Annotated in this window: 8 protein-coding genes; 3 read left to right on the plus strand and 5 right to left on the minus strand. The window is 37.6% G+C overall.

Features of this window, described 5'->3' with window-relative positions; all coding sequences use genetic code 11:
- Window positions 1–2 precede the first annotated feature (2 nt).
- The gene (locus tag ACY651_RS18000) at window positions 3–3,359 is read left to right on the plus strand and encodes a VCBS repeat-containing protein (RefSeq protein ID WP_462254893.1); all 3,357 of its coding nucleotides are present in this window, start codon (window positions 3–5) and stop codon (window positions 3,357–3,359) included.
- Between the two features lie 304 nt (window positions 3,360–3,663).
- Here the strand turns inward: ACY651_RS18000 and ACY651_RS18005 are convergent, their stop codons facing one another.
- The 4 genes from ACY651_RS18005 to ACY651_RS18020 form a co-directional block, all read right to left on the minus strand.
- Window positions 3,664–4,917, minus strand: coding sequence for an efflux RND transporter periplasmic adaptor subunit (locus ACY651_RS18005; protein ID WP_462254894.1), 1,254 nt, complete (start codon window positions 4,915–4,917; stop codon window positions 3,664–3,666).
- A 9-nt stretch (window positions 4,918–4,926) separates the two neighbouring features.
- Window positions 4,927–6,078, minus strand: coding sequence for a TolC family protein (locus tag ACY651_RS18010; RefSeq protein WP_462254895.1), 1,152 nt, complete (start codon window positions 6,076–6,078; stop codon window positions 4,927–4,929).
- 205 nt (window positions 6,079–6,283) lie between these two features.
- Window positions 6,284–9,439: an efflux RND transporter permease subunit gene (locus tag ACY651_RS18015; protein WP_462254896.1), complete on the minus strand. Its 3,156-nt coding sequence runs from the start codon at window positions 9,437–9,439 to the stop codon at window positions 6,284–6,286.
- Between the two features lie 23 nt (window positions 9,440–9,462).
- Window positions 9,463–9,774, minus strand: coding sequence for a DUF6660 family protein (locus ACY651_RS18020; RefSeq protein WP_462254897.1), 312 nt, complete (start codon window positions 9,772–9,774; stop codon window positions 9,463–9,465).
- A 289-nt stretch (window positions 9,775–10,063) separates the two neighbouring features.
- On the opposite strand from ACY651_RS18020, the gene ACY651_RS18025 reads away from it, so the two are divergent.
- Together ACY651_RS18025 and ACY651_RS18030 are read left to right on the plus strand one after the other, a co-directional pair.
- Window positions 10,064–10,222: a hypothetical protein gene (locus ACY651_RS18025; protein ID WP_462221859.1), complete on the plus strand. Its 159-nt coding sequence runs from the start codon at window positions 10,064–10,066 to the stop codon at window positions 10,220–10,222.
- A gap of 98 nt (window positions 10,223–10,320) precedes the next feature.
- Window positions 10,321–10,455, plus strand: coding sequence for a hypothetical protein (locus ACY651_RS18030; protein WP_462254898.1), 135 nt, complete (start codon window positions 10,321–10,323; stop codon window positions 10,453–10,455).
- Window positions 10,456–10,544: 89 nt separating this feature from the next.
- Here the strand turns inward: ACY651_RS18030 and ACY651_RS18035 are convergent, their stop codons facing one another.
- The gene (locus ACY651_RS18035; RefSeq protein WP_462254899.1) at window positions 10,545–14,303 is read right to left on the minus strand and encodes a DEAD/DEAH box helicase; all 3,759 of its coding nucleotides are present in this window, start codon (window positions 14,301–14,303) and stop codon (window positions 10,545–10,547) included.
- Between the last annotated feature and the right edge of the window lie 2 nt (window positions 14,304–14,305).

Genomic DNA, 14,305 nt, shown 5'->3' on the forward strand with positions numbered 1-14,305 from the left:
TTATGCCGAAACTGTATCGTTGTTTTTATTTTTTATTACTGCTTTTATTTGCTGATGCTGCAAATGCACAACAAAAAAAGTTTACACTTTTATCGCCACAAAGTACCGGCATAAATTTCAGGAATGATATTGTTGAAGATGCCACCATGTTTATGTACCTGTACGAAAATCTATACATCGGCGGCGGCGTAAGCATTGGTGATATTAATAATGATGGCTTACCCGATATTTATTTTTCATCAACCAGAGGGTACAATAAATTATACCTTAACCTGGGCAATTTTAAATTTCAGGATATTACAGATAATGCCGGTGTTAATGGCGGCGAAGGAATTAAAACCGGTGTAAATATGGTGGATGTAAATTCAGATGGTTATCTGGATATCTTCATTTGTAAATCTGGTTTTAAAGATCCTAAACTGCGTAAGAAAATTTTATACATCAACAACCGAAACTTAACGTTTACCAACAAAGCAGCGGAATATGGTTTAGAAGACGTGAGTTATTCTATTCAGTCTTACTTTTTTGATTATGATAACGACGGCGATAAAGATGTTTTTTTTGTAAATCACCAGGATGATTTCAGTAAATCGATGACGATACCTGCACGGATGGAAAATGGTAAATTAATTTATGTAGAAGATACCACAACCGTTAATACCAGCGACAGGTTGTATGAAAACCGTGGAGGGAAATTTGTTGATGTTACTAAAAAAGCCGGCCTCATTACACATGCATTTGGCTTAAGCGCTTCGCTTGCAGATTTAAACGGCGACGGGTGGACGGATATTTATGTTGCCAACGATTTTAATAAACCCGATTTTGTTTTTATCAATAATAAGAACGGCAGCTTTACAGATAAACTCACTTCTTATTTAAGCCATACCAGTTTTTCGGCAATGGGCAGCGATATTGGTGATATTAATAATGATGGGCTTGAGGATATTTATGTGGTGGATATGGCAGTGGAAGAACCCACCAGGCAAAAACAATTGTTTGCCGTAAACCAGAATTACGATAAGTTTCAGCTGTTGCTGAAGTTTAATTTATTTTATCAATACCCACGAAACAGTTTACAGCTAAATAATACAGATGGAACATTTAGCGAAATAGCCAACCATGCAGGCGTAGCCGAAACAGAATGGAGTTGGGCACCATTAATTGCAGATTTGGATAACGACGGATGGAAAGACATTTATGTAACCAATGGATTAAAACGAGATATTACCGACTGGGATTATAAAGTTTTTATTCTCGATTCAATTATAAATTCCATGAACCGTGGACAAAGTGTGGACCTGGATAAGTGGCTGCAAAGTATTCCATCTGTAAAAACAAAAAATTATTTGTATCATAACAACAGCAGTTTAAAATTCGATAATTATACAGACACATGGATGGATGAGCCTCCATCTTTTAGCAGCGGTGCGGCGTATGCCGATTTAGATAATGATGGCGATTTAGATTTAGTAGTTAATAATGTAGATGATGCAGCTTTTGTTTTTAAAAATAATACAACAGATAATGCCGCTGCTGCAAATTATTTAAGGTTTAAATTTTTTGCAAGCCCAACTTCAAAAGAAGAAGTATATGGAGCAACAGTAAAATTAACTGATGCTAAAAGACAAATACAATTGCAGCATTACAATCCGCAGCGTGGATTTTTATCTACAATGGAACATGTATTGCATTTTGGTACAGGGACAGAGACAATTATTCCAAAAGTTGAAATAACATTTCCTTCTCTTAAAAAAATTATTATAGAAAACGTAAATGTAAACCAGGTATTAACTGTTTATGAGAGCGATGCAAAACCTGCTGCACCTGCCACAGAAAAAAAATCTTTTTTATTTACTGATATATCCAGCCAAAATAAAATTAAATACACACAGGTTGAAAACGATTATATAGATTTTAAAAGAGAGCCTTTAATTCCTTATAAATGCAGCCGCAAAGGCCCTTATTTTGCTGCTGCCGATGTTACCGGCGATGGTAAACCGGAAATTTATATCGGTGGTGCAGCAGGTATTGAGGGTAAATTAGTGCTCCAAAATGCAGCTGGTTCTTTTACAGAAAAAAAACAAATTGCTTTTGCTGCTGATAAAGCTTACGAAGATATGGCTGCAGTATTTTTTGATGCTGATGGTGATAAAGACAATGATCTGTATGTAGTAAGTGGCGGCGCAGAGTTTAGTGCCGGCAATATTTTATTCCAGGACAGGTTGTATATAAATGATGGAAAAGGAAATTTTACTAAAGCAGTAAAAGCATTACCAACAGAAGGTTTTAATGGTTCATCAGTTACTGCTATTGATTATGATGGCGATGGCGATATGGATTTATTTGTTGGCGGGCATGTTTTGCCGGGCAAATTTCCGCAGGCAGATAACAGTATGCTGTTGCAAAATAATAAAGGTGTATTTACAAATGTTACTACTGCAATTGCAGGCGAATTAAACAAACCCGCCGTGGTTAATTGTGCTGCATGGAGCGATGTTGATGGTGATGGTAAAAATGAATTAATTGTTTCCGGCGAGTGGATGGCACCAGCAATTTTTAAAATGCAGAACGGCACATTTAAAAAACAACAGCAAACCGTAAACTTTATTTCTCCTGTTACAAAAAAAGATACAGTAATTAATATGGATGAATTTAGTGGCTGGTGGTATTGTTTAAAAACAGCAGATGTTGATGGCGATGGCGACCTTGATATTGTTTTAGGTAACAGGGGAACTAACTGTTCGATAGAAGGAAATTATTACAACCCCTGCACTATTTATGCAAAAGATTTTGATGGTAATGGCAGTTACGATGCGGTACTGGGTTATTACAATCAAGGCAAATGTTATCCGCTTTTTAGCAGGGATCAGTTGATAGATCAAATGCCTTCTATGCGGAAAAAATTTATCCGCTACAAAGATTATTCCGGTACTACACTCGATAAACTTTTTACGGAAGAGCAAAAAAAGGGAATGGATATTTATAAAACTAATTTTTTTGAATCGGGTGTTTTAATAAATGATGGCAATGGTGCCTTTCGTTTTATTGCCTTTGCTGAAAAAGCCCAGCTCTCCAATATAAATGATTTTGTTGTTGATGATTTTGATAAAGACGGCATAAAAGATATTATTGTTTGTGGTAACAGTTACGACCCTGCTGTGATGGTGGGGAATATTGATGCCACTTCAATATTAATGCTTAAAGGAAATGGCAAAGGAGAATTTACTGCAGTGCCGCATACAACAGATGGTTTAAAAGTAAGGGGCGAAAGCCGCAAGTTAATTTATATGAAAGAAAATAATTTATTAGTAGTGCTTAAAAATAATGCAGCAGCACAGGTGTTTACCGTTAACAAATAAAAAGGTTGCAAATAAATTATCTGCAACCCCTTAATTAATGCATGGTTTAGTTTAAGCCATAAATGCATTTACCAAACCTAAAACTGATGCCAGCATCAGTACACATTTCCAGCAATATGTTTTATTCATTTCTATTTTTATTTAGTGGGTGTAAAAATACATGATTATCTGTGGTTGGTTTTGTTAATAATTACAGTAAGGTCACGGGGTATTTATTCATCAATTATCAAATTAACTCCTGCTGTTTCCCTCTATTTAGATAATTAATAAAATTATATTTTTCAATTTGATTAAACTTTATTAATTAATGTTCATGCCCTTCTGTATTAGTCATTTTAGCCGATACAAAAAAAGCTCCTTTAGTTACAATCTTTGCATCTTTCTTTATTTCTTTTAATAATGTAATTTCTGTAAAGCCGATATCGCTGCCGCCTTTTGCAACGGGTATGCGTTCAAATTGTATCCCCTCTTCATGTTCGTTATGCTTTTCTGCAGCATCATGTTTTGCTGTATCAGTTGCAGGCTTAACGGGTTCATTATCCAGCAGCATAAAAATATAATCCTTACCATCAACTGTTACAATTGCATCGCTGGGTACAGCGGGTACCGTTGCATTTGCTAAACTTATAACAGCAGTTACATTCATACCATCAATCAATCCTGTTTTATCGCCTTTTACTTTTGCATGCACCGATACGGCTTTGCTGTCGCCCTCAAAAGATGAACCGAGAGAATATATTTGTGCATCATATTCTTTACCGGGATTATTGGTTACTGTAAAATGTATGGTTTGATTATTTTTTAATTTGGGTAAATCTTTTTCGTACACAAATAAATCTAAATGCAGCTGGCTGTTGTCAACTATTTCTGCAACTACTGTTGTTACATCTACATAGCCGCCCATTTTTACCAGTACATTACTTACTACGCCGCTAATGGGGCTGGCTACAGGCAATACCGAAATTAATTTTCCATTACCCAATCTTGCAGGGTTAATGCCCATCAATTGTATTTGCTGCGCCAATGTAGATTTAGCATTATGCAATGATCTTAATTCTGATTCGGCACTCTGTAAATTTTTTAATGCGCCTGCATTACCTGCGTTTAATTCTTTCTGTCTTTTTACTTCCAATTCTGCCAATACAATTTTTGAATTTACATTCAGGTACTGGCTTTGCACCTGTATAAATTCAGGATTGGCCACGGTGGCAATGGTTTGTCCACGCCGTACAAAATTACCCGGCTGCACCAGCAAAGATTTTATTACACCGCTATAAATAGAATTTACGGTGGCTTTGTTTTGATTAGGAACTTTCAGCACACCATTTGTTTTTAATGCTGCGGTAAGTTGTTTGTTTTCTATGGTGCCCAATTCAATACCAATGCTTTTTATTTGTTCTTCTGTGAGAACAGCCATGTCAGGATTTTCATTTTCATGTTCCTCTTCCGCTGGCGTTACAGTTGTGGTGGCAGTAGTTTCTTTACTTTCTTTGCTGCCGCAGGAAGAAAAGAAAAATACTACCGGTAAAATAATTGCTGCTGCTACTAATTTTTTCATCTTTATTTTTTATTGATTGATGTAATAATAATATTGAATGACAGACTGGTTGTACGCATTCAAATTTTCGAGATAATTTTTTTGAACTTCTATGGCCTGTGTTAAAAATTGCGAAAATTCTGCAAAACTAATTTCGCCTGCTCGGTAGGCTAATGAGGAAGCTTTAATAATTTCATTGGCTTGTTTTAAACCTGCGGTTTCGTAAAACGACAGCATGGTTTTATTTCGCTGCACCTGCTGCTGTGCCTGCAACTGCTGATTATTTAAGAGTTGCTTGCTGTAGTCCAGTTGTTTTTGCTGTAATAAAACATCTGCCGCTGCTACTTTTACTTTATTACGGTAAGCAGTAGCCCCAAATAAAGGAAACGCCGCCGAAACTGAAAACCCGGTAAAGGGATCACTTGCTCCCCACAAACGCTGGCTGAAAAAACGGCCTGAAAAATCCGGTTTGTTTTCATTTTTTATAATGCTAATTGCCGCATTACTGATGTTTATATTTTGCGTTTGCAAAGCCAGTAAAGGATGTAAGCTGTCAGCTGGCGTTACCGGCATAGTTAATTTTTCTAACGGAGATGGTAAGGGCAACATAGCCTCTGCAGTATTTAATAACTGCATTAACACCTGCTGCTGTATTTTTACATCATTATTAATTTGTTGCAGCATAGCCTGCAGTTCCATCATTCGCACATTGGCAGCAATACTGTCCAGCCCGGGGCTATCGCCGGTTTTTACTTTTAATATTGCTGCACTCCTAAGTGATTTATAAATACTATCTAAGCGTTCAAATAGTTTTTGTTTATCCTGCAAATACCAGAGCTGGTAATAAACTTCCCTAACCTCTTTTTTTATTTGTACATCTATAGCAGCTGTGTTTGCCTGGTAATATTTTATTTGTTCGCCGTACAAATTTTTCTGTGCTTTGTATAATCCCGGCCAGGCAATGGTTTGCGATACGCCTACTTTTAAAATGCCTTTATTATCGCTGGGCCGCAAATCTTCATTTTCTGCAAACACACCGGTTTTAGCAAAAGCTGTAGCGGTGTTGATTTGCAATGTGCCTTTGGCGATTTGCTGATTATTGATGGTGTATTGTAAATTATTTGTCGCTAAATTGATGACTTCGTTTACTGCAATTCTTTTTGCAGACGTTTGCTGTGCCATGCTTGAAAAGCCTGACGAAAAAAGTAAGAAGAAAATTATCCTTACTGTATTGCTGTTTTTTTTGCTGGTGATTTTACCTGAGTATAGCAGGCTATTCAATAAGAAAATATCGAATTGAATGTACTTGTTCAGTAAAGTTATTCTGTACAAGAGTGCGACGCCAATGAAGCTAGATAGTAATGCTATTGCTGGGTTCATAAAAGTTTTATTTTTCTTTTTTAGAAAAGATGATGTACAAACACGGCAGTACAATTAATGTTAAAAAAGTAGCCGTTATTAATCCGCCGATAACAACGGTGGCCAGTGGCCGCTGCACTTCGGCACCGGCGCCATTGCTTAATGCCATAGGTAAAAAACCGAGTGCCGCTACCGCCGCTGTCATCAGTACGGGCCGCAAACGGATCTTTGTTCCTTCTAAAACTCTTTGTACCACATTGGTTACGCCATCTTTTTTTAATTTTTCAAATGTGCCAATTAAAATTATACCGTTTAATACCGCCACGCCAAACAAAGCAATAAAACCAATGCCTGCAGAAATACTAAATGGCATGCCCATTATCAGCAATGCAAAGACACCGCCGATGGCACTCATGGGAATAGCAGTAAAAATTAGTGTGGCATCTTTTATTGAATTAAAAGTTAAGTACAGCATAAAAAATATGAGCAGCAATGCTACAGGCACTACAATTAATAAACGGGCAGATGCTTTTTGTAAATTTTCGAACGTGCCGCCATAAGTGTAATAATATCCTACAGGCAATTTCACTTTTTCACTTAATATTTTTTGTGCGTCCTGCACTACACTTTCTACATCTCTGCTGCTAACATTAAAACTTATGTACACCCTGCGTTTGCCAGCCTCACGGCTTATTTGTGAAGGACCCATTTTAAAACTAACTGTAGCTACCTGCGATAAAGGAATTTGATTTCCATCGTTCATCGGAATGTATAAATTACTTACATCTTCTATGGAGCTGCGGTATGCGCTATCGAGCCGCACTACCAAATCAAATTTTCTTTCGTTTTCGTAAACAGCTCCTGCCACCTGCCCGGCAAAAGCAGTGCTGATAACATGATTTACATCTTCAATATTTAATCCGTAACCTGCAAGCCTTGCCCTGTCGTACTCAATAGTAATTTGTGGTAAGCCATCTATGCGTTCTACCTGCGGTTGTGTAATGCCTTTTATATTTCTAATTGCACCTGCAACTTTATCTGCATATTTTGCAAGGCTGTCCAGGTTTTCTCCAAAAATTTTTATGGCAACATCCTGGCGAATGCCCGTCATCATTTCGTTAAAACGCATTTGTATGGGCTGACTGGGTTCTGCAATTACACCTGGTATGGTAGCCAGTTTTTCTCCCATCATGTCTGCCAGTTCGTAAAAGTCATCAGTTGTTTTCCATTCTTTTTTATCTTTTAATATCACCATTAAATCACTTGCTTCGGGTGGCATAGGATCGGTAGCTACTTCGGCAGCTCCGGTTTTGCCCACCACCATTTTTACCTCGGGAAATTGTTTCAGCATACGTTGCGCCAGCATCATTGTTTCGGTTGTTTGGGATAGGGAAGAACCCTGTGGTAATACAAACTCTATGGCATAATCTCCTTCTTCCAAGGTGGGAATAAATTCTCCGCCGAGATTTTTAAAAATGATTAATGAGATAATAAAAAGCGCAACAGCAATTGCTGCCACATAATATTTAATTTTTATAGCCCCATTTATTAACGGCCTGTACATGCGCTGAAAAAAATCCATCATCCTGTCGGAAAAATTTCTTTTAAGACTTATTTTTTTAGGTAGAAATAAAGCACACATCATGGGGATATAGGTAAGCGATAGCAGCAAAGCGCCGAGTATTGCAAAGCCAACCGTTTGCGCCATGGGACGAAACATTTTTCCTTCTATGCCTGTGAGTGTAAGAATGGGAATATAAACAATGAGGATAATAATTTCTCCAAAAGCTGCACTGCTGCGGATGGAGGAGGCAGATTGATATACTTCTTCATCCATTTGTTTTTGTGTGAAGGCTTCTTTAGTTTTTCTTAATCCTAAATGATGCAGCGTGGCTTCTACAATAATTACTGCCCCATCTACAATTAATCCAAAATCTATGGCACCCAGGCTCATCAGGTTGGCGCTTACGCCAAATAAATTCATTAATGCCATGGCGAATAATAATGCCAGAGGAATGGCTGAGGCAACAATAAGGCCCGCCCTAAAGTTGCCTAAAAATAAAACCAGTACAAAAATCACTATCAGTGCACCTTCAATTAAATTGGTTTTTACGGTATTGATGGCACGGTCAATTAAATTGGTACGGTCTAAAAAAGCTTCTATCAGCACATCATCCGGCAACGATTTTTCTATGGTTTTCATCCGCTCTTTTACAAGCCCAACCACTTCAGCACTGTTGGCTCCTTTCATCATCAATACTAATCCGCCTACCACTTCTTTTTCTCCGTTATACGTCATAGCACCATAGCGTGGCGGCGAACCAAATTGTACAGTAGCTACATCTCTTATCAAAACAGGAATGCCGTTTTGCTGTTTTACCACAATGTTTTCTATGTCGGCAAATGTTTTTATCAAACCCACACCTCTTATAAAATAAGCGTTGGGTTTTCTATCAATATAAGCACCGCCGGTATTTTCATTATTTTTTTCAAGCGCTGTAAATATTTCGGGGATGGTTACATTCATTGCTTTTAACCGCTCCGGGTTAATGGCCACTTCGTACTGTTTGGAAATGCCACCAAAGGCTGTTACTTCGGCCACTCCTTTTATGCCACTTAGTTGGCGGCCCACAATCCAATCCTGCATGGTGCGTAAATCCATGGCAGAATATTTTTGTTCGCTGCCTTTTTTGGGATGAATAACGTACTGGTAAATTTCTCCCAGCCCTGTGGTAACCGGTGCCAGCTCCGGCGTTCCTACGCCTTTTGGAATTTGCTGCTCTGCTTCTTTTAATCTTTCGGTAATAAGCTGCCGGGCAAAATAAATATTTTCGTTTTCTTCAAACACTATAGTTATTACACTTAATCCAAAACGGGAAAAGGAACGCATCTCCACCACACCCTGGATATTGGACAACGCTTTTTCTACCGGGTAAGTAATAAACTGTTCTACTTCCTGTGCGGCTAAAGTTGGTGCTGTTGTAATTACCTGCACCTGGTTATTGGTAATATCGGGCAGTGCATCTACCGGTAACCTTGAAGCACTCCATAAACCCCAGATAATTAAGGCGAGAGTGAATACTCCGATGATGAGTTTATTTTTTATACTAAAGCGGATGATCTTATTGAGCATAGTTAACCTTACAATAAATGAATAAATAGGTTTGCCTGCAAAGACAAACATTTAAAACAGTAAATAAAAAAAGGCTACACTAATTTTGGCGGTTGCCAAATATTGCCCAAAAAATGAGCAGGGATGGAGATATTATTATAATGAGTTTGCCCCTTTTGTTGTACTAAGGGTTTAGCAATTGTAAGCTTATTATTAAAGTTAGACACTATAGTTTGTCCGCAGCATGCACAAGTGCAAAATGGAGTGCAGGCTTCGTTTTCGTGCTGGTGTTGCTGATGACCGGATGATTGAATGCTTTGGGTTTTTGAAACATCGGTACACTCTTCCGTATCTGTACAGGGAATACAGGGCAACAGCAAAATGTAAAAAGCAAATAAAAGTGTCAAAAATTTCACCTTACAAAAATAAAGTATTGTATTTAAGTTTGGATAAAGGGAATGTAATATGTTTCCAACGGAGTTGCATTTATATACTGATATTGTTGTTGCCGGATAAAAGTGAAAAGGAGAGAAGTGAAAGCTTGGCTTTATTGGTTGAGCTGAAAGCAGAATTAATCAAATAACATAACTAGTACAGCAGAAAAAATCTCCGGTTGAACGGTTTTGCTATATTTTATGCCATTTAATACAATATTAATAATACAGCCCCGTTAAATATATAATAACACATTACTCTATGAATAACTCCAGTCAACAATCATCAACAAACCCTTTAATACAGGTAGTAAAAAATTTTATAGGTAAGCTTCGTCAAAACCCCGATGTTTATCCTATCAGGTATTACAAAAAAGGAAAGCAGTTCAGACGCAAATGGCAGGGGCCACTTGTAAAATAACCAATTCCTTTCGGAAATTACCGAACCTAATAAATCAGCAAAAACACTCTTGACAGCAGTTGTGTTAAATTGTAATTTTAAGTTCAAATCCGATAATTATGAAAAACAGTGCAACCACCCAACCGTCTCCATTTGCTTTATTGATAAAATCAATAGGCGTAGTAATCAACAGTTTTTTCCAATCTGGTTCCAACAGGGAATTTAGAAGGCTGAAAGATTTTATTGCTTCTTAAGATAAGTCAATAGTCATTTGCATTAAGTTATTAGGCAATGCAGCCTGCATTTAGCTTGCTTTTGCTCAATCTCAAAACGAATGCAAATTTTAGCTGAACAAATATTCCACATCTGCTTTACTGAGCGCTTTTACAAAAGTGGCATCATCGGCAATTAATTCACTTGCCAACTTACGTTTGCGTTCCTGCAGCTGTAAAATTTTATCTTCAATAGTGTCAATACAGATCATGCGGTAAGCAAAAATATTTTTTGTTTGTCCGATACGGTGTGTACGGTCAATTGCCTGTTGCTCTACAGCCGGGTTCCACCACGGGTCAACTATATACACATAATCGGCAGCGGTTAAATTTAAACCCACACCACCGGCTTTTAACGAAATTAAAAATACCCTGCACTCATCATTGTTCTGAAAATTCTGTATCGCTTTTTCCCTGTCGGGTGCAGAGGTACTGCCATCAAAATATTCGAATGGTATGCCCTGTTCGGTTAATGTTTTTCTTATCAGCGCCAGCATACCTAAAAATTGAGAGAACACCAATGCTTTATGTTCGCCAATATTTTCTGTAATCTCCCTGGCCAGTTCATCTAACTTAATAGAATGGTTAGGGTATTTATCTTCTTCATTTAAAATCGCCGGGCTGTCGCATATCTGGCGCAGCTTCATTAAGCCCTGCAAAATAGTAAGCTGGCTTTTGTTGATACCCTGCTGATCAATCTCCCCTAAAATTTTACTGCGGTAACTGTCCCTGTACGCCTCATAAATATCACGTTGCTCTTTTTCCATTTCGCAAAACAAAATAGTTTCTGTTTTGTCGGGCAGATCTTTTGCCACCTGCTCTTTGGTACGGCGTAAAATAAAAGGGTATAATAATTTTCTTAAATGATCTTTTTGTTCCTGCTCGCCAAATTTATCAATAGGTGTTGCAAATTCGTTTCTAAAAAATTCCATGCTGCCCAGCAAACCGGGGTTTAAAAAATTCATCTGTGCAAAAATATCGAACGTATTATTTTGCAATGGTGTACCGCTCATGCACAACCTGTTTTTTGCATTTAGCAAACAGGCCGCTTTGGTTACTTTAGAAGAAGGGTTTTTTATGGCCTGGCTTTCATCCAAAATAACATAATCAAAATTTATTTTTAAAAACAATTGTATATCACTTCTTAAAGTACCGTAAGTGGTAATAATTATATTTTGCTTTTGCAGATCTTCGGCACTGCGGCTGCGTAAACTGCCGTGATGAATATGCCAGGTAAGTGTTGGCGTAAATTTATCTACTTCGTTTTTCCAGTTATAAATTAATGTGGTGGGGCAAATAACAATAGCTTTTAATGCACCGGTGGTTGCTTTGTAATGGTGCAGCATGGTTAATGCCTGAATGGTTTTACCCAAACCCATATCATCTGCTAATATTCCGCCCCAGCTTACATCGTTTAAATAACTCAGCCATTGAAAACCCGATGTTTGATAAGGCCGTAAAATGGGTTGCAAATGTTCCGGCGCAGCAATTTCAGGAATATTTTTAAATTCTCTTAAGCGTTCAAATTTTTCATCCAGTTCAAAACTTAATTCTGTTTCGTCACGGTTTTCGTACAGCTCATCAATAACACTCATGTGGTATTTTGATAAGCGCAGGCGGTTGTTATGATCGTCGCCTACTTTAAATAAAAGCGAATAACGTTTCAGCCATTCATCGGGTAAAATACCTAAGCTGCCATCGCCTAACTGCACAAAAGATTGTTTATTAACCAATGCTTTTTTAATATCATCGATACCCACACGCTGCTGGCCAAATTCAATTTCCACTTTTGCATCAAACCAATCCATGCCACTGCTAACGTGTATATGTGTGTTGGGTTTTGCGGTGTTAAACCTGAAATTTTTCAATGCCTCAAATCCATACACCGGCACTTTCATTTCCTTCATCGCATCTACAAATAAAAAGAACCAGTTGTTGCGTAATACATCGGCGCCTTTTAATACCAAACTGCTGTTATCGTTGGTACGCACAAACATGGTGTGCAATGCTTCTAGTTTTAAAATAAAACTTTCCTCGGCTTCTTTATTGCGGTGAACCACTAAAATTTTATCGCCATCGGGTATTGTAATCGTTTCTTTATCGGTGGCTTTAGTTTCAAAACCCTGGTAAGTATATATGGGTTGAAAAACAAGGTAGTCGCCTTTTTCCTGCAGTTGTAATTTTACTTCTGGCTCACCACTTTTAATTTCTCTTATTAAACTTTTATCAAACTCTACATGATACTCTTTGGTTAAAGGCATAATCACCTTCTGCATTTTTTCGGCCCAGTTATCTTTACTTAACTGTATGTTGCCTTCTTTAATAAATTTTTCGGCCTGCAAAACATCTTCGGCTTTTTGCCACAGGTATAAAACTTTATCCTGTAAAAAAACTAGGCTGCTGTTGCATTCGTTATCCGAAAAAGGAATTATTTGCGATTGCATTTTTACTGTACAGGCAATTTCAAAATGATTATTTTTTGCCAATACTTTAAATACCGGCGAAATAAAATGATCGCTTATCTCTATCTCTTTTAAATTTTCTGTTTTAAAAACTTTTTTCTCGGGCAGTAAAAAAATAAAATTATTAGCAGCCTGCTCTTCAAATAATTTTTTTAGTTTGGGGATAAGATATTCTGCAATAAGGCTCTTGGTTTCTTCGGGTAATTCATCGCCTTCTGTTTGTATAATATTTTCCCAAATACCGCTGAAGGGTGAGTTACGGTCGAGGTATTTATTTATTTCGCTGGTTTGCAGTTTGCGTACCTGCTGCAATAACTGTTTATCATCTTCGCTAAATACTTCGGCATTTACAAACTTGGCCAAATCCAGTTTTTCTGTTTTGCCTGTATATTTTTTATTTTCTTCGTCTGTATCTCCCTGTATAGCATCAATGGTAAAATTTGGATAAACTGTTGCGTTGAAATTGAAAACAATACCCAATTTTTTTTCGGGCTGTTCTTTTACTACTTCTTCTTTTTCCGGCTCGGCAACACTTGCAAAAGCTTCGTACGATCTTGTAATGGTTGCGGCTGGTGCAGTAACACGTTTTATAGTAGTGTCTAATACTTTTAAAAATGGTTTACCTTCTTTATAAGTAAATTCAAATTTTCCTTTAAGGTCATCATCTAAACTATAGCCGTAAATCTGTAATAATTTATTTTTTTCTTTATCCCAGTTTCTGATGGTATCAAAATAATAAGGGCCATTGCTGTGCAACAATTGTAAAAACAGCATTACCTTATGTTCGCAAAGCGGATGCTCCTGCTCATCGCATTTGCAGGAGGTATCGAAATTGCGTTCGTCGTTTTTTTGTAATACTAACGGATAGGTTTGGCCGTCGTATTCCAGTTCTGCTTCCACTCTTTCATCTGCTGCTTTTAATATGGTTGCTTTTGCTTTAAGCAACATTTCTTCTGCCTGCTCATAAATACCGGGAGATGAAAATAGTTTTATCATCTTGATTTCTATGTGCTTCATTTTAGCAACTGTATGCCGCTGGTTGTAGCGCAATGCTGTATTGTCCAGCATATTTTTATCAATCATTTCCTGCAGGCGCAATAATGCTGCTGCTTCGTGGCGGCAAATATCACCTAAGTTGTAAGGGCAGCCGCAACGCACCGAAATGCTTTTAGCATCGGCGTATTTTTGAATATAAACTTTGTAAAATGTACTGTAGCTGTCATCTTTTACCCTAAACACCACGCTGCCCATCAAATGGTCGTGTTCTACCAGCTCCACAAAACCCATGGCCTGAATTTTTTTCCCACGGCGGATCACTTCATCAGAACCATTATTGTAAACATGTTTAATAAGATGGGATAAGGCCATTG

The organism is Ferruginibacter sp., from assembly GCF_031391665.1.
GTDB lineage: Bacteria > Bacteroidota > Bacteroidia > Chitinophagales > Chitinophagaceae > Ferruginibacter.